We start from the raw sequence: 18,914 nt of genomic DNA on the forward strand, positions 1-18,914 counted from the left end.
CCCGGCCCCGGTCGGCGCGGGGGTCGGGGCGGCCCTTCCTCCCCAGGTCAGCACGGCAGGTCCTCGTGGGCGGCGCCGGCGCTGATCAGCCAGCGACCGTCGGGGTAACGGGTGGCGGTCGCGGTGGCCAGGTGCCGGGTCCCGCCGGTGCCGGGTACGACCCGCTTGTTCCTGGCGTAGACGAGGCGGTAGCGGGTTGCGTCGAGGCAGTCCTGGATCTCCACGGTGGGCGGGCTGGAATCCAGGCTGACCGACGTCACGGTGGGGTCGGACACCAACGTGCCGGTACGCATCGCGCCGTGCTCCTTCGCCTCGCGGATGGAGAGCCGGACCCGGGTCAGCAGCGGGTCGGCGAGGAACCGCGCCAGGTCCGGGTGGTGAGGGTCGCTGCGCCCGCTCGCCGTGCGGGACGCGGCGAGATATCCGGCGTACGCGGCCAGCGCCGCCTCCCTGGCCGCCCGTTCGTCGGCCTCGGAGTGGGTCGGCACCGGCGCGCTCGCGGCGGGGACCGTCCCCGCGGTCGACGCCGGATCGGCGCCGCAGGCCGTGGTCGCTCCGACCGCCGCGATGGCGAGCAGGCTGGTTGCCCGTCGGCCGAGTTGCCGTCCGCGCACGTTGTGCCTCCTCGGTGGCCGTCCGCCGACCGGAGTGCCGGTCGTCGGGCATGCGGCGGCGCGGCCGGACGGGATTGTCCGGACCCTCGTGAAGCGCCGCCTGCATTCGCCGTTATGGATCTCTACAAATGCAAGTCCTGGATCATATTGTTGATTCGTCCGAGCGGGGTTGCACCGCACCCAAGGGGCGAGCATAGGCTGACGTTCGCCGATACAACAGGGGCAATTCGATTCGATACGTTAGGTGATGACAGGTGGTGGGGCGGGTGGCGGAGGGCGGAGTTCGTGGGTCGAGCGGCCGAGGCGCGCGGCGTTCGTGGGAAAGTCGGAGCGGCGTGAGTGTGTTCGCCGAGCGGATTGCCGGAATGATCGCCGACGAATGCCCCGGACGCGGCGTCTGGTCCGATCCGTCCCCCCTCGGATTGCCTCGATATTGCGCCAACGTGGGATTCCCGCGCATGCGTGAGTGCCATTTCCGCGCGCGTCGCCCCGCGTTCCGGGGCAGGGGCCCGGGCCGTTCCGCCCGTTACGTGTCGGCGCGGGCGGCGTCACCCTCCGTGTCGTACGCCGACGGCCTCCCCGCAGCCGGCGACCAGGTCCGGCGTCTCGGCGAGATCGGGTCGGAGGCGTGGTCGTGGCGCTGACCGGACGACGGGTGGCGGCGGAGCGGACCGGGCCGCCGGTGGCCTCCCGTGCCGCGCGGGTGGCGGCGGAGCCGAGCGAGCCGCCGGTCGCCTCCCGTGCCGCGCGGGTGGGGGCGGTCCTCGCCCTCGGTCCGGTGCTCCGCCTCGCCGTGCTTCGGCACGCCGTACCGCCGGGGGTGCCGGACCGGGCCGGGTGCGACGCCTGCGGCGCCCCGATCGGGCTGGCCCGGCCGTGGCCGGCGCTCGGCCCGGCGGCCCGGTGCGGGCGGTGCCACGCGCGCGTCGGGCCGCCGCCCGGCACGGTGGAACTCGCGGTGGTGGCGGCGGTCGGCGTGCTGCTGCTGCTCGGGCCACCCGCCGCCGTGCTGGCCGCCACCGCCTGGTGGCTCGGCTGGGCGATCCCCCTGGCCTTCGTCGACGCGGCGGTGTACCGGCTGCCCGACCGGCTCACCTGGCCCGCCGCGGCCGGGACGTGGCTGCTGCTCGGCGTGGCCGCGCTGGCCGGCGCCGGGCCGGGACCCTGGCTGCGGGCCACCGGGGCGGGCGTCACGCTGGCGCTCTTCTTCGCCACCACCACGCTGCTGCTCGGGCGGCGCGGGTTCGGCCTCGGCGACGCCAAACTGGCGCTCGGTGTCGGCGCGCTGCTGGGCTGGTACGGCTGGGCCGTCCCGGTCGCTGGCCTGCTGCTCGCGTTGCTGCTCTCCGGCGTGGTCGGCGTCGCGCTCCTGGCGGCCCGCCGCGTCGGCTGGCGCAGTCACCTCCCCTTCGGCCCGTTCCTCGCCCTGGCCACAGTCACCACCCTCGCCCTCCTCCCCTGATCCCCCCCTCGCCCCGCCCCGCCCTCGCCTCGCCCTCGCCTCGCCCTCGCCTCGCCCTCGCCTCGCCCTGATCGGCGATCTTGCACTTTCGGCCCTCGATATGCGCTATTTGCCCCCTCTGTCGGGGCAGAAAGTGCAAGATCGCCGGCGCGAGGCGCGAGGCGCGAGGCGCGAGGCGCGAGGCGCGAGGCGCGAGGCGGGAGGCGCGAGGCGCGAGGCGCGAGGCGGGAGGCGGGAGGCGCGAGGGGGTGAGCGGGGGGCGGGATGCGGGGTTAGTGGCGGGCGGTGGGGGTGCGGTCGGGGACGGGGCGTTCGGCGCGGTGGGCGCGGCGTTGGAGGAGCCCGGCGGTGGGGCGGGCCAGCAGCGGAAGAAGCAGTGCGGTGAGGGCGGCGCCGAGCAGGAGGCCGGCGATCACGTCGTGCGGGTAGTGGACGCCGACGAAGGTGCGGGAGAACGCGGCCAGCGCCGCCAGTGGCAGGGCGACCCAGCCGACCCGGCGGGAGAGCAGTAGCGTCGCCACGGCCAGTCCGCCCGCGATCGTGGAGTGGTTGCTCGGGAAGGACCAGTCGCCCGTCGGCGGGCACTCGCCCGCGACGATCGCGAGTTCGGTGACGACGGTCCGGCAGGGACGCTCCTGGTCCACCATGACCTTCAGGGCCTCGCTGCACCCGTACGCGAGGACGACCGCCACCGGCGACATCAGGGCGTACGCCCAGCCGCGCGGCCCGGTTCCGAGCCGCGAGACGGCCGCGACCAGCCACAGCGCGCCGAGCAGGAGGATCGCGCCCTCGGTGAAGTGCTCGGCGAACCACTGCACCGGCTGCGGGGTGTCGGCGGCGAAGTCGACGATGTCCTGGTACCACTTGACGCTGATCTCCGGAACGTCCGCATCAACCATGATTCACCTCACCAATCGTTCTTACCGGGTTTACCTCGCGGACAACCCTGGAACACCTGGAAGCCGGACGCAGTGTGCGTTGGTCGGGCCGGGACCCCGACTTTCGTCTCAGCGACCTCTCAGCCCGGTCTGCCACGATTGACCCGGTCCGCCGGATCCCCTGGAGGCGCTGTGCCCGACACCCCCACCGCCGATCGACCGCCGACCGCGCGCGGAACGGGGGACGACGAGGCCTGGCGGATCCGGCGTACGGAGGCGGACTTCGACCGGCTCGCCGAGACCGAGTCGATCTTCGCGCTGGGCAACGGCTGGGTGGGCTGGCGCGGCAACCTGGACGAGGGCACGCCGTACGGGATGCCGGGCAGCTACCTGAACGGCTTCCACGAGCGGCGGGAGCTGACCTACCCGGAGGACGGGTACGCGTTCCCACAGTTCAGCGACACGGTGATCAGCGCGCCGAACGCCGCCCTGATCCGCCTCTGGGTCGACGGCGAGCCGCTGGACGTACGCACCGGCACCCTGCGCACCCACGAGCGGGTGCTCGACCTGCGTGCCGGGGTGGTCGAGCGGCACACCGAGTGGGTCTCCCCGGCCGGGCACGGCGTACGCGTCCGCAGCGTCCGGCTGGTCTCGCTGCCCCGCCGCCCGGTGGCCGCCGTGCGGTGGACCGTCGAGCCGCTCGACGGGACGGTCGAGGTGCGGGTCTGCGCCGACCTGCTCGCCAACGAGCGGGTGCCGGAGCGTTCCGACGACCCCCGCGCCGCGTCGGTGATCACCGACCCGCTGACCGCCGAGTACCGCCACTCGGACGGGCACGACGGGGTCCTCGTGCACCGCACCGAGCGCAGCGGGCAGCGGGTGGCCGTCGCCGTCGCGCACGACGTGCGGGCCCCGGACGGCTTCGCCACGGGCGTCGACTGCTCGCCGGACCGGCTGCGCCTCACCCTGACCGGCACGCTGCGCGCCGGCGAGGCGGTACGGCTGACCAAGTTCGCCGCCTACGAGTGCGCGACGGTGGACGCGACGCCCCCGCAGGAGCTGGCGGGGCTGGCCGTCGCCGAGGCCGGGGCGGCCCGCGCGGAGGGCTTCGAGGCGCTGCTCGCCGGCCAGCGCGCGGCGCTGGACGACGCCTGGCGGACGGCCGACGTGCAGCTCGACGGCGACGACGAACTCCAGCAGGCCATCCGGTTCTCGGTGTTCCACCTGCTCCAGGCGGGCCGGGCCGACGGCGACCGCACCATCCCCGCCAAGGGCCTGACCGGCAACGGCTACGACGGGCACGTGCTCTGGGACACCGAGGGCTACGTGCTGCCCGTGCTGACCTACCTCGCCCCGCCGCTGGCGCGGTCGGCGCTGCGCTGGCGGCACGCCCACCTGCCCGAGGCCCGGGAGCGCGCGGCGGAGCTGCGGCTGGCCGGGGCCACCTTCCCGTGGCGCACCATCGGCGGCCGGGAGTGCTCCGGCTACTGGCCCGCCGGCACCGCCGGGCTGCACGTCAACGCCGACGTCGCCGATGCGGTGCTGCGCTACGTGGCGGCCACCGGCGACGAGGAGTTCGACGCCGGGGCCGGGCTGGAGCTGCTGGTGGAGACGGCGCGACTGTGGCAGGGCTTCGGCCACTGGTCCGACTCGGGCACCTTCCACCTGCGCGGCGTGACCGGCCCCGACGAGTACTCCGCCCTGGTCGACGACAACGTCTTCACCAACCTGATGGCCCGGCGCAACCTGCGCGGCGCCGCCGACGCCGCGCAGCGGCACCCCGAGGCGGCGGCCCGGCTCGGCGTCGACGCCGCCGAGGTGGCCGGCTGGCGCGCCGCCGCCGACGCGCTCTTCGTGCCGTACGACCGCAAGCGCGGGGTGCACCAGCAGGCGGCGGGCTTCACCGCGCAGCCGGAGTGGAACTTCGCGGGCACCTCCGACGACGACTACCCGCTGCTGCTGCACTTTCCCTATCTGGAGCTGTACCGCCGGCAGGTGGTCAAGCAGGCCGACCTGGTGCTCGCCATGCAGCGCTGCCCGGGGGAGTTCACGGCCGACGAGAAGGCGCGCAACTTCGCCTACTATGAGGCGCGGACCGTCCGGGACTCGTCGCTGTCGGCCTCCCCGCAGGCGGTGCTCGCCGCCGAGGTCGGGCACCTCGACCTGGCGTACGACCTCTTCGCCGAGTCGGTGCTCCAGGACCTGGCGGACCTGGGCGACAAGACCGGCGACGGGCTGCACCTGGCGTCGCTGGCCGGGGCCTGGCTGGCGCTGGTGCAGGGCTTCGGCGGGATGCGCGACGACCGGGGCGTGCTCTCCTTCGATCCGCGGCTGCCGGCGGCGATCGACCGGCTGGCGTTCCACCTGCGCTGGCACGGCCACCGGCTCCGGGTCACCCTCACCCGCGACGAGGCCCGCTACGAGCTGCCCGACGCCGGCCCGGAGACCGGCATCGAGCTGTGGCATCACGGCGAACCGGTCCGGGTCACCGGCGCCGGGCCGGTGGCCCGACCGATGCCCGAGGTGCCCGAGCCCGGCCCGGAGCCGCCCTCCCCACCCGGCCGCCGCCCCACCCGCCGCTCGACCGGCGAGCGCTGAACGCGCGGCTCACCCCCGCGCGCCGCCCGCCGCGCCGCCGTTTTGTCGAAGAGCGCCGCCGGTCGCGCCCGCCGCCGCTTCGCGGAAGAGCGCCGCCCGCCGCCGCTGGACCGGCGAGCGCTGAGCGCGGCGGAAACCCGGAGGCGGTCGCGGGTCCGCCCTGGCTACGGTGGCGCGGTGTTCGATCTTCAGCGTCTCGCCGCCCACCACGCCGCCGCCGTGCTGCGCTTCGAACTGGAGAACCGGGAGTGGTTCGCCCGGTCGGTGCCGGACCGGGGCGACGCGTACTTCGCCGACTTCGACGCGCGGCACGCGGGGCTGCTCGCCGAGCAGGAGGCCGGCGTGTGCCACTTCCACGTCCTGGTCGACGCCGACGGCACGGTGCTGGGCAGGTTCAACCTGGTCGACGTCGTCGACGGCGAGGCCGAGCTGGGCTACCGGGTGGCGGAGCGGGCCGCCGGGCGCGGGGTGGCGACCGACGGCGTACGCCGCGTCGCCGCGCTGGCCCGTGGCGCGTACGGGCTGCGTCGGCTGACCGCCAAGGTGACCGTGGACAACGCCGGCTCGCTCGCGGTGCTGCGGCGCACCGGCTTCACCCGGGTCGGCGAGCTGTCACTCGACGGGCGCCCCGGCCTGCGGTTCGTCCGCGACCTGACGGCCGACGACTGACACGCCGGACATCCGCTGCCGGACGGCCTCCAGCGCCTCGAAGGCGTACGCCCAGTTGTGGCACTTGAAGCTGCGCAGCCCCTCGATCGTGGTGCGGCAGTCGGAGCAGCGGACCCCGGCGATCGCGTCCGGGACCTCGGTGTTGACGTACTTGCGATCGCCGAGGATGACCGTCGCGATCATCATCCGGTCGTGCACGCCGGAGAGCGCCGAGGAGACGATGTCGTACCAGTTGACGCGCCGGCCGCACTTCGGGCAGTCCGGCTCGTCGCCGCTGACCCAGAGCGGGGCGCCGATGCTGCGCAGCGGCATGCCGAGCAGCTTCTCGATCCGCCGTACGTCCGACTCGGGCGTCGTCCACCGGTGCGCGCCGGGCAGCGACGCGGGCGAGTCGTAGACGGCACGGAACAGGACCGGGTCGACCTCCACGGTCTCGCGCTGACGGGTCATCGGCGTGCCTCCTCACGGTCGGTGCCCCCACCGTCGTCGCAGGTGGGGGCGGGCTCAACCGGATCAACGACACGGCGGGCCGGCGGATCGCGCCGGGCCCGCGACGACACACGACCAGCTTCATGACAGTTGTCCCGCGCGACGCTGACCGGCGGACGCGAGCGCGGCGAAGGTGAGGACCCAGGCCGCCCCGGCGAGCAGGAAGGCGACGCCGAGCCGGGTGAGCGGCAGGACGCCCGCGAAGGCGACGGGGAGCATGAGCACGCCGGACAGGACGTTGACCGCGACAGCGGTGTTGGCCGAGCGCGCGGGGATCCGTGGCCGCCGGGCGATCACCACGAGCGCGGCGGCTCCGACCAGCATGGCGCCACCGATCGGGACGAACCAGACGCCCGGCAGGCCCAGCGGACCGCTGAGCCACCTACCGCCCACCAACATGACCAGGCCGAAGACGGCCGTGCCGTAGCCGTCGAGCCGCAGGCTGCGGCGCAGCAGCAGGTCGGATCCGCCGGCGGCCGGTACGGCGCGTCGTCCGGCTCCGGTGGCCATCGGGATGCTCACGCAGGTCTCCTCTGTTCGCCGGCGGCCCGGGACGAGCCGCCGGCACGACGATCACCCCCGCAGGGCACGAACTCAATGACCTCCGAGGTCATGGCCCCTGTTGATCACGCCGGGCTAACCTGTCGCCCATGGACGGTGGGGAGCCGGGTCGGGTGGGGACGCTGCTGCGGCAGTGGCGGCAGCGCCGTCGTCTCAGCCAGCTGGCGCTCGCCCTGCTGGCCGACACGTCGGCGCGGCACCTGTCGTGCCTGGAGACCGGCCGGGCGCGGCCGAGCAGGCGGATGGTGCTGCGCCTGTGCGGCGCCCTGGACGTCCCGCTGCGGGAACGCAACACGCTGCTGCTGGCCGCCGGCTACGCCCCCGAGTACCGGGAGAGCAGCCTGGACGACCAGGGCATGGCGTCGATCCGGTCGGCGCTCGGGACGATGCTGACCACGCACGAGCCGTACCCGGCCGTGGTGGTCGACCGCTGCTGGAACGTGCTGGCCGGCAACCGCGCCATGCCCGTCCTCATGGACGGCCTGCCGCCGCACCTGCTGGAGTCCGGGCCCAACGTCTACCGGCTGGTGCTGCACCCCGACGGGCTGGCTCCGCGGCTGGTCAACCTCGATCAGGTCCGTACGCTGCTCCTCGACCGACTGGCCCGCCAGGTGGCCGCCACCGCCGACGTCCGACTACGCGACCTCTACGAAGAGGTGAGCCGGTATCCGGCGCCCCAGGCGCCCGCCCCGGGCGACGCTGACGGTCCCGCGCACCGGTCGAGCCCGATCGAGGTGCCGCTGCGGGTCCGTACGCCGCAGGGCGAGCTGTCGATGTTCAGCACCATGGCCACCTTCGGCGCTCCGGCCGACGTGACGTTGTCGGAGTTGGCGATCGAGCTGTTCTACCCGCTCGACGAGTTCACCGCCGACGTCCTGCGGGCGCTGGCCGCCCGGCACGGGTCGTAGCCGGCACGGAGCAGGACTAGCCGGTGATCTTCGCCAGCGCGCGCAGCCCGGCGACCACGTCGGCGCCGGTGACGGGGTTGTCGGGGTCGGAGAGCGTCTGCATGATCACGCCGGACATCAGCGCGAGCTGGACCATGCCGAGGGTGCGCACGGAGCGTTCCGGCACCTCGGCCTCGGGGACGCTCTCCAGGATTGCCGCCATGCCGCTGCGCCCCTGCCGCATGCCCTCGGTGAGCTGCGGCAGCAGGTCGGGCTGGCGCTGCGCCCGCAGGAACAGGTCGATCGAGACGAGCCACATCTTCGGGTGGGCGCGGGCCTGCGCGAGCAGTTCGTCCCACATCCGTTCGTAGGCCTGGGCGGGGTCGAGGTCGGGCGCGTCGGCGGGGACGAGCGCCCGTCCCGCCACGTCGCCCCACTCGTCGAGGATCGAGAAGAGGGCCTGGAACAGCAGGTTCTCGCGCGAGCCGAAGTGGTAGCCGATCGCGGCCATGCTCACGCCGGCGGTGGTGGCGATGTCGCGCACGGTGGTGCGGTCGAAGCCCTTTTCCAGCAGGCAGGTCCTGGCGCCGGCGAGGAGCGCTTCCCGGTTTCCCATGGTCGACAGGGTAGCAACCCGTTGGGGCGTACGTCTCAGGCGATCGCCTTAGGCGAGCGTCTTGCGCGATCGCCCAAATCTGTCCTACGGTTCTCGGCACGACCGGTCCGGTCGCCCCACCCGACAGGAGAGCCACCGTGGACATCCCCGCCCGACCCCGCAAGCGCGCCCTCGCGTGCCTGGCCGCCGCCGCGCTGGCCGCCGTCTCGATCGGCGTCGCCGCCCCGGCCTCCGCCGTGCGCGGCGATCCCGCCGTCGTCACCACCGACCAGGGCGCCGTCCGCGGCACCGTCCACGACGGCCGGCGGTCGTTCCAGGGCATCCCGTACGCCGCGCCGCCCGGCCGCTGGGCCTCGCCCGCCCCCGCCGCGCCCTGGACCGGCGTACGCGACGCCACCCGCCCCGGCCCCGGCTGCGCCCAGCCCGTCGGCCTGCCCGTCGGGGTGCCCGGCGAGGCGGAGGACTGCCTCTACCTGAACGTCACCACGCCCACCCGCCGTGGCGACGACCTGCCGGTGATCGTGTGGATCCACGGCGGCGACCTGATGTACGGCACCGGCGACATGTACGGGCCGGACCGCCTCGCCGCCGACGCCGTCGTGGTGTCGATGAACTACCGCCTCGGCGTCATGTCGTTCCTGACCCACCCGGCGCTCGACGCCGGCTCGGCGTACGGCTCGGGCAGCTTCGCCCTGGAGGACCAGCAGGCCGCGCTCCGCTGGGTGCGGTCCAACATCGACCGGTTCGGCGGCGACGCCGGCAACGTCACGATCATGGGCCAGTCCGGCGGCGGCTACGCGGTCTGCGACCACCTCGCCTCGCCGGCGTCGGCGGGCCTGTTCGACCGGGCGGTCGTCCAGAGCGCGCCCTGCGCCACCGGCGGCTCCCGTACCCGCGCCGAGGCCGAGGCCGACAGCGCCGCCGTGATCAGGGCGGTCGGCTGCGACGTCGCCGCCGACGTGGCCGCGTGCCTGCGGTCGTCCGAGACTACGGTGGCCGAGCTGCTGGCGGCGTACGGGCCGTGGGGCGAGCCGCGCCCGGTCTCCGGCACGCCGCTGCTGCCGCTGAGCCCGGCGGAGGCGTTCCGCACCGGCCGGTTCCACCGCGTCCCCGTCCTCGTCGGCGTCAACCACGACGAGGAGAACGGCAGGTACGGCGGCCTGGAGGTCACCCCGGGCGGGAAGCCCATCCCCGCCGAGGCGTACGAGCCGACGGTCCGCGAACACCCGCAGTACGGCGCCCACGCCGACGCGATCCTGGCCCGCTACCCGCTGTCGGCGTACGGCAACTCGGCCGGGCTGGCGCTGTCGGCCATCGACACCGACCGGAACTGGGCGAAGCCGACCTACGACACCGCGAAGCTGCTGTCGAGGTGGACGAAGACGTTCATGTTCGAGTTCGCCGAGGAGGAGACGCCGTGGTTCGTGGGCTACGACGAGCCGAGCTTCCCGTGGCGGGCCCAGCACATGGCCGAGCTGGCCTACCAGTTCGACATGGCGCTCTTCCCCGCGCTCACCGAGGCGCAGGGCCGGCTCGCCGACCGGCTGGTCGCCGCCTGGACCCGGTTCGCCGAGGACGGCGACCCCAACGGCGGGCGTGACGGCGGCTGGCGGCGGTTCACCGAGCGCCGCCCGCACGTCCAGTCGCTCACCTCGGGCCGCTGGGAGCCGACCGAGTTCACCCGCGACCACCGGTACGCCTTCTGGTCCGACCTGAGCTGATCCCGTACGTCCGTCGGAGCGGCCCCGGCGCCTGGCGCGCCGGGGCCGCCGCGCGTCTCCCGGCGGCCCGCCGTCAGCGGTCGCTCAGCACGGTCCCGCGCCGGCTCCGGCGGCTCGGCCGGCGTCAGGCGTCGGCCGGAGCGGTCAGCGCCCGCCAGGCGGCGTCGGCCAGTTCGTGGACGTCGGCGTCCGTCAGGGTGCCGTTGACCAGCCACCGGTAGACGAGCGGGCCGGCGAGGAGGTCGCGCGCGGTGGCCGGCGAGGTGCCGGGGGGCAGGTCGCCGCGGGCGATGCCGCGGTCGACGACGTCGGTGACGGTGCGGAGGCGGGGGCTCAGGTACCGGTCCCGCAGCGGCGCGGCCAGGTCGTCGCGCCCGACGCTGTCGGCGAGCACGCCGAGGATCACCGGCGCCAGGCCGGCGAGCCGGTCGACGAGGCCGCGTGCCACGTGGTGCAGGTCGGTGCGGGTGTCGCCGGTGTCCGGGGCGGGCGCGACGGGCACCGCCTCGGCCAGGGCGTCGACGACCAGGCCGGGCTTGTCGGGCCAGCGGCGGTAGACGGTCGGCCGGGTCACGCCGGCGCGCGTGGCGACCTTCTCGATGGAGAGCGCGCGGTAGCCGCCGTCGCGGAGCAACTCCAGGGTGGCGCGCAGGATCGCCGCGTCGGTCTCCGGCCGCCGGGGCCGGCCTCGCTCGTTGGCCACGTCACATCCTCTTTTCTTTACGACCTGTATTGTAAATTATATGGCCATGACAGCGCAGACGAACGGCGCCCTCCCCGCAGCGGCCACCTGGGGGCTGCTGGCGGCCTGGGTGATCCACGACGTCGAGGAGGTCGCCACGATGGGCGGCTGGCTCGACCGGGCCCGGCCGCGCCTGCGGGCCCGCTTCCCCCAGGTGCCCGACCGGGTTTGGGACCAGTTGAGGGTCAGCCCGGCGCAGGCACGCATCGCCATCGGCGCGATGGGCGTCGTGATGACCGCCGCCGCGGCCCGGGGCGCCCGCACCGGTGGGCGCAGCGGCTTCTACCAGGCGGCCCTGGCCGGCTTCGGCCTGCACGCGGGCGCGCACGTGGCCCAGGCCGTGGCCTTCCGGGGATACACCCCCGGCGTGGTCACCGCGCCGCTGGTCGTCGCCCCGTTCTCGCTGTGGGCCTGGCGGCGCCTGCGCGCGGCCGGCGTGCCCCGGTCGGGTGGCGGCGCGGCAGCCAGCGCGACCCTGCTGCTGCCACTGGCCATCGGCGCGTGTCACGCCGTGGCCCGGATCCTGGCCCCGCGACCGCATCCGTGACGACAGCGGTTGCGTCCTGCGCCACGACCGCTCCTTTGAGCGCCGAACTTTCGCTCTTGACCTCAACCGAACTTGAGATTTTAACGTCTTCGGCATGACAGGCTCGATGCTCGACGAGGCGTACGAACGGGTTCGGCACACCGGCCCGGAGCGCAACGGCTGGTTGTCCAACCACGCCCCGATGGCCGTGGAGGCGCTGGTGCACCGCGGTCACGGGGAGGCCGCCCACCGGTGGCTCGACTCCTACGCGGACCGGATGGAGGACCGGCCGCGAGGCATCCGGTCCATCCCCGTGGACGAGTGGCGTGACCCGCTCGGCGACCCGGTACGCACGGGCGACTGGCTCAACTACTTCGAGCGTGAACTGGCCGACGAGCACTGGCGTGAGGTGCTCACCCGGTGGTGGCCACGCCTGCTCCCCGGCATCGCGGCGGGCGCCACCCACGGCGTGATCCGCGTCGGGCACGCCGTCCGCGCCCTGCTCGACGAGGAGACCGAGCCGCGCGTCGCCGAGCTCGGCCAGGGGCTGGCGTACTGGGCCGCCCGGTGGCAGCCGCTCGCCGCGCCCGGCACCGGGCCGTACCGGACGACCGACCCCCGCTCGGCGCTCGACGCGGTGCCCCGCGTGCCCGACCAGCGGGCCGGCATCCGCGCCCGCCTCGCCCAACTGGCCGACCTGCCGCAGTGGTCGGCGGCGGCCGGCGCCGTGCCCGGCCGCGACGGTGACGACGTGCCGGCCCGGCTCGCCGGCATCGTCGACGCGGCCGTCGTGCGGCACGGCACGCACGGATACGCCAGCCCCGTCATGCTCGTGCACGCGGCCACCGCGCCGAACGCGGTCCTGCGCACGCTGCCGGCTCTGCCGGAGACGCTCTGGGCGCCGAGCCTCGCCGCCGCCTGGGCCGCGACGGCCGCCGTCACCGCCGCCTTCGCCCCCGCGGAGGGCCGGCCCGCTCCGCGCCCCGGCTCCGCGCCCGACGCCGACGAGGTCATGCGCCGCGCCACGGACACCGGCGACGCCCACGCCATCAAGTTCGTCGACACCGCGATGGACACGTACGCCCGCAGCGGCAGCGCCGAGATCCTGGCCATCGCCGCCGAGTCGACGGATCAGATCGCCGCGGACTGACGGCGCCGTTCGACGATCTCCGACTCGCCGGGCACGCCCCGCTCGACCGCGACCGGCGGCCCGCCGGGTCGGCGCCACACCCGGTAGTCCCGGAAGGACATCGGGAGCCCGCGCGCGGTGAACGGGTCCGCGGCATCCATGACCTGGATGTGCAGGTGCGGTTGGACGGAGTTGCCCGAGTTGCCGCAGTCGCCCAGCTCCTGGCCGGCCGCGACGGACTCGCCCACGTCGACGCGGATCGAGCCGGCGCGCAGGTGCGCCAGCACCACGTACCCGGCCCGGTCGGCCAGTTCGAGGATCACGTGGTTGCCGGCGATGGCGCCCGCGCCCCCGCGCACCCGGGCCGCCTGGGTCAGGGCGTACCGCACCTGGGCGGGCGGCGACCGGCGCGCCACGAGGTCCGGCTCGCCGTCGTGGACCGACACCACCCGGCCGGCGGCGGGCGCGAGGACGGGCCGGCCGTACGCGAGGAACCGCTCCACCGGCTCGGTGGCGAACAGCGTGCGCCAGTCCCGCGTGGTCGCCGTGCGCCGCCCCGACACGGCGACGAAGTCCATGGCGTACGTCGTGGCGAACAGGTGGGTGCCGTGGCTCGGCACCCGTCGCGCCGGGCTGTTGCGCGCCAGCCACGTGCCGTCGAACGGCAGCGAGAGCACGACGTGGTCGGGTGTGGCCATCGCGGAGGTCCTTCCGGGTCGCCTGCTCGCGGGCGCCGCGCGCGTCTCCCGCAGTCGTGCCGCGGGCCTCCGACACCAACGGAGGATGGCGCGGCGAGGTCGTCCCCGCACTACCGGCGACCCTGGCACAGCGGCGCAAGCCCTGGCGGGCTACCCGAGCGCCTGCCGGGCGGCCTCGCCCATGGGGTCCTGGCGGGTGGGCAGCCGCTGGACGGTCGGCACCACCTGCTCCCGGAAGACGCCGTGCAGTCGGCGCAGCTCCCGGGCGGGATCGTCGGCGTCGTCGACCCGCACGTCCCAGAGCGGGTACGGCTGGTCGCAGGTCACCGTCACGGTCGCCGACCGTGCGCCGTGCCGGTCGCCGCCGGCCGCCTCGCCGGCCTCGATGACCAGCACGAGCCGCTCCGCCAGGTCGAGTTCCGGGCTGTCCTCGAACACCCGGACGATCTCCGCGAGGGTTTCCGGGCCGGTCAGGCGGTTGCCCTGCGCCGCGTACCCCGGCCCGGTGTGGTGTCCCGCCCAGCCGGCGGCGCGCGAGCCGGTGAAGGCGTACGAGCGGCCCTGGGTGTCGACCATGCCGACCTGCCGCACCTCGCGGCCCGGGTCCCGGGCGAGCAGCTCGGTCAGGACGTCCCGTGGCGCGCGGCCGTCGCCGAGCGGCGGCAGGCCGTCGTACGCCAGGAAGGGGTTGCAGGTGGCCTGAGTGGTCGCCGCGCCGACGCCGGAGTGGACGTGCGCGACGAGCTTGCCGACCGCCGGCCCGGCCGTCAGCGCCCCCACCCCGAGCTGGCCGGTACGCGGACACCGCGCGGCGATCGAGAAGGTCACGGTCGGCGCGTACCCGGAGGAGCGCCCGGCACGCCTCCCCGCCGGCGAGCCCGTCCGGCGGCGGGGGCCACGGACGGGCGGAGCCGCCGGCGCGCCCCGTGAGGTGCTTCACGCCACGGCGCGGATCCTTGGCATCCCGACAGGGTGTCGGTATCTTTCCCGACATGCTGTCGACTACCTGTCGGATGGGGTAGACCCCATGTTCCTCGCGCTCCGCGAACTCGCCTTCGCGCGCGGCCGCTTCGCCCTCATGGGCGTCGTCGTGGCGCTCATCGCCGTCCTCACCGTGCTCCTGAGCGGCCTCTCCGTCGGGCTGGTCAACGACGGCGTCTCCGGCCTGCAACGCCTTCCCGTCACCTCGCTCGCCTTCCAGCACGAGGTGGCCCGGGACGCGGCGTTCTCCCGCAGCGTGGTGGACGTCGGGGCCGTCGACACCTGGGCCGGGCAGCCCGGCGTGGCCGAGGCGGCGCCGCTCGGCAACACCCTCGCCAACGGCCGCAGCGACCGGGGGACCGAGATCGACCTCGCGCTCTTCGGCGTCGAGGTCGGCTCGTTCCTCGACCCGAAGGTCGCCCAGGGCAGGCGCCTCGCCGGCGAGGGGGAGGTGGTCGTCAGCGCCACGGCGGCCGAGGAGGGCATCGAGGTCGGCGACACCATCACGGTCGAACCGGCCGGCACCCCGCTGAAGGTGGTGGGCGTCCTCGCCGAGCAGCACACCTTCGGCCACGTCGACGTCGGGTACCTGCCCCTGCGGTCGTGGCAGGAGGTGAAGGCCGGGGTGCGCGCCGGCGACGTACCGCCCGGCCGCATCTACCAGGAGATCACCGCCGTCGCCGTCCGCGCGGAGGACGACGCCGACGTCGCCCTGGCGGCCGGCGACGCGGCGGCGGGCACCACGTCGATGACCCGCGAGGAGGCGTACGGCGCCTCGCCCGGCTACACCGCCGAGACCTCGACGCTCCAGCTGATCCAGGGCTTCCTCTACGCGATCTCGGCGCTCGTCGTGGGGGCCTTCTTCACGGTGCTCACCGTGCAGCGCAAGCAGGAGATCGCCGTGCTCCGGGCGCTCGGCGCGAGCACCCGCTACCTGCTCCGGGACAGCCTGGTGCAGTCGGTGGTGCTCCTCGCCCTCTCGGTCGCCGCCGGCGTCGCCCTCGGCGTGGCGGCCGGCGCCGCCATCTCGTCCACGCCCATGCCGTTCGCGCTCGACGCCGGCCCGATCGTCGTCGCCGCCGTCCTGCTGCTCACCCTGGGCGTGGTCGGCGCCGCCGTGGCCGTCCTGCGGATCACCCGCGTCGACCCGCTCGCCGCGCTCGGAGGCAACCGATGACCGCCGTGCTGTCCCTGTCCGACGTCACCCTGGTGCACGGCGACGGCGAGGAGACCGTCACCGCCCTCGACCGGGTCGGCCTCGACGTCGCGGCGGGGGAACTCGTCGCGATCGTCGGCCCCTCCGGCGCCGGGAAGTCCAGCCTGCTCGCGGTCTGCGGCGCGCTCACCAGGCCCACCTCCGGCGCGGTCCGGCTCGGCGACGCCGACCTCACCGCGCTGTCGCCCCGCCGGCTCACCGCGATCCGCCGCGAGCGGATCGGGTTCGTGTTCCAGAGCGGCAACCTCGTCCCGGCCCTCACCAGCCTCGACCAGGTGCGCCTGCCGCTCACCTTCGGCCGGGTCGCCGACCCGCGCGACCCGCGGGAACTGCTCGCCGAGGTCGGCATGGCGCACAAGGCGAACCGGCGCCCGCACCAGCTCTCCGGCGGCGAACGGCAGCGCGTCGGCATCGCGCGGGCCCTCGTCACCCGACCGCAGTTGCTCCTGGTCGACGAGCCCACCGCCGCGCTGGACCGCCAGCGCAGCCAGGACGTCGTCGCGCTGCTGGCCCGCGAGGCCCACGACCACGGCGTCGCCACCGTCATGGTCACGCACGACCACGAGGTGCTGCACCAGTGCGACCGGGTGCTCAAGATGGTCGACGGCCGCCTCTCCGCCGACGAGGAGAGCCGCGTCTGAGCCATAGACTCGGGGCGACCGACCTGCCCACGAGGAGGAGCGCGTGCCGCGGATCCAGGCGCCGAGCGTCGCCGAGCACCACGCCCGGCAACGGCGTGCCCTGCTGGACGCCGCGCGCGCGCTCCTGGCCGAGTCCGCGCAGGCGCCGTCCATGGCGGCGGTCGGGCGCCGCGCCGGGCTCGCCCGTACCAGCGTCTATCAGTACTTCACGTCCGCCGACGAGCTGCTCGCCGCCGTCGTCGCCGACGTCTTCCCCGACTGGGCGGGCCAGGTCGTCGCGCGGGTCGCGGCGGCCCCGACGCCCGCCACCCGGGTCTGGGCGTACGTGGAGGCCAACGTCGACCTCTTCACCAGCTCCGAGCAGGCGGTGGCGCGCGCCCTCACGCAGGTGGTGGAGCCCCGCATGCTGCGCGGCCCGATGGAGGAGTTCCACGCCCGGCTCCAGGTGCCCCTGCGGCAGGCGCTCGCGGACTTCGGCGAACCCGAGCCGGAGACGATCGCCGAGCTGGTCGACTCCCTCATCGTGCAGGCGTCCCGGGCGGCCGGCCCCGCCGACTGCACCGAGGCGGCCGGGGCCCGGGACGTCACGCTGGCACGCCTGCGACGACTGCTCGGCCCGTACCTCGGGCTGACCCCCCTGACCGGGGCCTGACCCGCCGCCGGCCGGGCGCCTGCCTGTGCCTGCTCGCCGCGCGGGTCAGCCGGCGTGGGTCGCGTCGACCTGGAGGATCCAGGTGACGCCGAAGCGGTCGGTGAGCATCCCGAAGCCGGGGGCGAACCGCGACGGGCCGTACTCCTCGATGATGTCGGCGCCGTCGGCGAGCCTGGCCCACAGCAGGCCGACCTCCTCGACGGTCTCGCCGCCGACCGCGACGAAGAACCGTTCGCTGGTGAGCGTCATGCCGTTCTCGCGGGTGGTGCCGGTCGGCGCGGTCGGGGCCGGCGACCGGCCGGGCGCGTCGTAGGCCATGATGCTGAAGCCGTTCTCGGCGGTGACCTGGCCGAAGACGACCCTGTCGGCGTCGGGCGACTCCTTCGGCATCCCGAAGTCGCCGTACGCGACGATCGTCAGGTGGCCGCCGAACACCGACTGGTAGAACTCCAGCGCGCGACGGGCGTCGCCACGGAAGTTCAGGTGGGTGGTGGTGGTGATGGTCATGCTGAAGACTCCGTAACCCAGGGGTGACCGGTGCTGTCCGGCCTGGGACCAACCCTCGCAGCAGTAGGTGCCAGGAAGTGGCACCTACTCCGGGGAGAATCGGATCCGTGCCGAAGACGTCCGCCAGGCTGCTGGCCCTGTTGTCGCTGTTGCAGGCCCGCCGGGACTGGCCCGGCACGCTGCTGGCCGATCGGCTCGACGTCAGCCTGCGCACCGTCCGCCGCGACATCGACCGGCTGCGCGAGCTCGGCTATCCGATCGCCGCGGTCAAGGGCCCGGACGGCGGCTACCGGCTGGGCGCCGGCACCGAGCTACCGCCGCTGCTCTTCGACGACGAGCAGGCCGTCGCCCTGACCGTCGCCCTGCAGATCGTCGCCACCACCCCGGGCGACGGCCTCGCCGAAGCCGCGGCCCGGGTGCTGGCCACCGTCCGGCAGGTCATGCCCGCCCGGCTCCGGAACCGCGTCGAGACCCTGCGGGTCACGGCCGTCGACCGGCCGACCACCCGACCGGCGGCACCGGTCGACGGCGACCTGCTCCTGGCGCTCGGCGCCGCGGTCCACGCCCGCGAGGTCCTGCGCTTCGACTACGGCACGGAACGCGCGGACCAGCCTCCGCGCCGCGTAGAACCCCACCACGTCGTCACCTGGGACGGACGCTGGTACCTCATCGCCTGGGACCTCGACCGCGACGACTGGCGCACCTTCCGCGCCGACCGGATCGCCCTGCGCACCCCCAACGGGCCGCGCTTCACCCCGCGGGAACTCCCCGGCGGAGACCTCGCCGCCTACCTCGTCGGCACGTTCCGTGGCGCCGGTGACGGGGGCGGCGGGTGGCCCTGCCAGGGCACGGTGATCCTCGACCTGCCCGCCACCACGGTCGCCCGCTACACCCGCGAGGGCATCGTCGAGGAGGCCGGCCCCGGCCGCTGCCGCCTCACCCTCGGCTCCTGGTCGTGGCCCAGCCTCGCGGCCGCCGTCGCCCGCTACGACGCCGAGATCGAAGTCGTCGGCCCCGACGAACTGACCGACGCCTTCGCCCACCTCGCCCGCAGGTTCACCAGAGCCTCGGCCCCGGACGCCGGTCGGCAGGCGAGCGGCGGCCTCCGTACGTGAGCGTTCTCCGAGCGGTGGCCCTTGGTTCTCCCGTCCCTCATCGTCATGCGTCCGCCGGCTGAGCTGCGACACCTCGGCGCGCTGATCGCTTCGCCACGCCGATCGTGTTGGCCGCGGCTAGCCCGTGTTTCATAAGGCTCGGAGCCACTGGTTGATGATGGCGATGGTGACGGTGGCTTCGAAGCGGACGGCGAGTTTGTCGTAGCGGGTGG

20 protein-coding genes are annotated in these 18,914 nt (G+C 74.8%); 11 read left to right on the top strand and 9 right to left on the bottom strand.

Translation table 11 applies throughout. The features are described 5' to 3' along the window. Nucleotides 1–47 precede the first annotated feature (47 nt). Complete coding sequence (locus ACWENR_RS22280) at nucleotides 48–614, bottom strand: hypothetical protein (protein WP_452278908.1); 567 nt, start codon at nucleotides 612–614, stop codon at nucleotides 48–50. Between the two features lie 703 nt (nucleotides 615–1,317). Between ACWENR_RS22280 and ACWENR_RS22285 the strand changes: the two genes are divergently transcribed. Next, the gene (locus ACWENR_RS22285; protein ID WP_452278927.1) at nucleotides 1,318–2,076 is read left to right on the top strand and encodes a prepilin peptidase; all 759 of its coding nucleotides are present in this window, start codon (nucleotides 1,318–1,320) and stop codon (nucleotides 2,074–2,076) included. A 272-nt stretch (nucleotides 2,077–2,348) separates the two neighbouring features. On the opposite strand, the gene ACWENR_RS22290 is transcribed toward ACWENR_RS22285, so the two are convergent. Further along, complete coding sequence (locus ACWENR_RS22290; protein ID WP_452278909.1) at nucleotides 2,349–2,975, bottom strand: phosphatase PAP2 family protein; 627 nt, start codon at nucleotides 2,973–2,975, stop codon at nucleotides 2,349–2,351. A gap of 171 nt (nucleotides 2,976–3,146) precedes the next feature. On the opposite strand from ACWENR_RS22290, the gene ACWENR_RS22295 reads away from it, so the two are divergent. Next, entirely contained in the window at nucleotides 3,147–5,552 is a 2,406-nt protein-coding gene (locus ACWENR_RS22295; RefSeq protein ID WP_452278910.1) for a glycoside hydrolase family 65 protein, read from the top strand. 177 nt (nucleotides 5,553–5,729) lie between these two features. Continuing rightward, nucleotides 5,730–6,221 (top strand): GNAT family N-acetyltransferase, encoded by a 492-nt coding sequence (locus ACWENR_RS22300; RefSeq protein WP_452278911.1) that lies wholly within the window; start codon nucleotides 5,730–5,732, stop codon nucleotides 6,219–6,221. Here the strand turns inward: ACWENR_RS22300 and ACWENR_RS22305 are convergent. Beyond that, entirely contained in the window at nucleotides 6,165–6,671 is a 507-nt protein-coding gene (locus ACWENR_RS22305) for a hypothetical protein (RefSeq protein ID WP_452278912.1), read from the bottom strand. The two genes, ACWENR_RS22300 and ACWENR_RS22305, sit on opposite strands and share 57 nt — an antisense overlap. A 120-nt stretch (nucleotides 6,672–6,791) precedes the next feature. Further along, entirely contained in the window at nucleotides 6,792–7,232 is a 441-nt protein-coding gene (locus ACWENR_RS22310; protein WP_452278913.1) for a hypothetical protein, read from the bottom strand. 128 nt (nucleotides 7,233–7,360) lie between these two features. Between ACWENR_RS22310 and ACWENR_RS22315 the strand changes: the two genes are divergently transcribed. Continuing rightward, on the top strand, nucleotides 7,361–8,179 hold the full coding sequence (locus ACWENR_RS22315) for an MmyB family transcriptional regulator (protein WP_452278914.1): 819 nt from the start codon (nucleotides 7,361–7,363) through the stop codon (nucleotides 8,177–8,179). A 16-nt stretch (nucleotides 8,180–8,195) separates the two neighbouring features. Here ACWENR_RS22315 and ACWENR_RS22320 read toward each other — a convergent pair whose 3' ends face one another. Then, nucleotides 8,196–8,774 carry a TetR/AcrR family transcriptional regulator gene (locus ACWENR_RS22320; RefSeq protein WP_452278915.1) on the bottom strand — a complete coding sequence of 193 codons (579 nt, stop codon included), beginning with the start codon at nucleotides 8,772–8,774 and terminating at the stop codon, nucleotides 8,196–8,198. A gap of 137 nt (nucleotides 8,775–8,911) precedes the next feature. Between ACWENR_RS22320 and ACWENR_RS22325 the strand changes: the two genes are divergently transcribed. Further along, nucleotides 8,912–10,495: a carboxylesterase/lipase family protein gene (locus ACWENR_RS22325; RefSeq protein WP_452278916.1), complete on the top strand. Its 1,584-nt coding sequence runs from the start codon at nucleotides 8,912–8,914 to the stop codon at nucleotides 10,493–10,495. Between the two features lie 124 nt (nucleotides 10,496–10,619). Here ACWENR_RS22325 and ACWENR_RS22330 read toward each other — a convergent pair whose 3' ends face one another. Next, a complete protein-coding gene (locus tag ACWENR_RS22330) occupies nucleotides 10,620–11,198 on the bottom strand; it encodes a TetR/AcrR family transcriptional regulator (protein ID WP_452278917.1) in 579 nt (192 codons plus the stop codon). Between the two features lie 46 nt (nucleotides 11,199–11,244). Here ACWENR_RS22330 and ACWENR_RS22335 point away from each other — a divergent pair, with 46 nt between their 5' ends. Beyond that, on the top strand, nucleotides 11,245–11,784 hold the full coding sequence (locus ACWENR_RS22335; protein ID WP_452278918.1) for an HXXEE domain-containing protein: 540 nt from the start codon (nucleotides 11,245–11,247) through the stop codon (nucleotides 11,782–11,784). Nucleotides 11,785–11,878: 94 nt separating this feature from the next. After that, nucleotides 11,879–12,913, top strand: a complete 1,035-nt coding sequence (locus tag ACWENR_RS22340) for a questin oxidase family protein (RefSeq protein WP_452278919.1) — start codon at nucleotides 11,879–11,881, stop codon at nucleotides 12,911–12,913. Here ACWENR_RS22340 and ACWENR_RS22345 read toward each other — a convergent pair. Both ACWENR_RS22345 and ACWENR_RS22350 read right to left on the bottom strand, forming a co-directional pair. Further along, nucleotides 12,895–13,590 (bottom strand): M23 family metallopeptidase, encoded by a 696-nt coding sequence (locus ACWENR_RS22345; RefSeq protein ID WP_452278920.1) that lies wholly within the window; start codon nucleotides 13,588–13,590, stop codon nucleotides 12,895–12,897. The two genes, ACWENR_RS22340 and ACWENR_RS22345, sit on opposite strands and share 19 nt — an antisense overlap. A gap of 150 nt (nucleotides 13,591–13,740) precedes the next feature. Next, nucleotides 13,741–14,418, bottom strand: coding sequence for a DUF1028 domain-containing protein (locus ACWENR_RS22350; RefSeq protein WP_452278921.1), 678 nt, complete (start codon nucleotides 14,416–14,418; stop codon nucleotides 13,741–13,743). 199 nt (nucleotides 14,419–14,617) lie between these two features. Here ACWENR_RS22350 and ACWENR_RS22355 point away from each other — a divergent pair, with 199 nt between their 5' ends. From ACWENR_RS22355 to ACWENR_RS22365, 3 genes are read left to right on the top strand one after another with little or no spacing between them, the layout of a single operon-like run. Further along, on the top strand, nucleotides 14,618–15,748 hold the full coding sequence (locus ACWENR_RS22355) for an ABC transporter permease (RefSeq protein WP_452278922.1): 1,131 nt from the start codon (nucleotides 14,618–14,620) through the stop codon (nucleotides 15,746–15,748). Next, nucleotides 15,745–16,428, top strand: coding sequence for an ABC transporter ATP-binding protein (locus ACWENR_RS22360; RefSeq protein WP_452278923.1), 684 nt, complete (start codon nucleotides 15,745–15,747; stop codon nucleotides 16,426–16,428). Before ACWENR_RS22355 ends, ACWENR_RS22360 begins: the two co-directional genes overlap by 4 nt. A 43-nt stretch (nucleotides 16,429–16,471) precedes the next feature. After that, on the top strand, nucleotides 16,472–17,080 hold the full coding sequence (locus ACWENR_RS22365; RefSeq protein WP_452278924.1) for a TetR/AcrR family transcriptional regulator: 609 nt from the start codon (nucleotides 16,472–16,474) through the stop codon (nucleotides 17,078–17,080). Nucleotides 17,081–17,125: 45 nt separating this feature from the next. Here ACWENR_RS22365 and ACWENR_RS22370 read toward each other — a convergent pair whose 3' ends face one another. Beyond that, on the bottom strand, nucleotides 17,126–17,587 hold the full coding sequence (locus ACWENR_RS22370) for a VOC family protein (RefSeq protein WP_452278925.1): 462 nt from the start codon (nucleotides 17,585–17,587) through the stop codon (nucleotides 17,126–17,128). A 107-nt stretch (nucleotides 17,588–17,694) separates the two neighbouring features. On the opposite strand from ACWENR_RS22370, the gene ACWENR_RS22375 reads away from it, so the two are divergent. Next, the gene (locus tag ACWENR_RS22375; protein WP_452278926.1) at nucleotides 17,695–18,702 is read left to right on the top strand and encodes a helix-turn-helix transcriptional regulator; all 1,008 of its coding nucleotides are present in this window, start codon (nucleotides 17,695–17,697) and stop codon (nucleotides 18,700–18,702) included. The last annotated feature ends 212 nt before the right edge of the window (nucleotides 18,703–18,914 follow it).

The organism is Micromonospora sp. NPDC004336, from assembly GCF_053602615.1.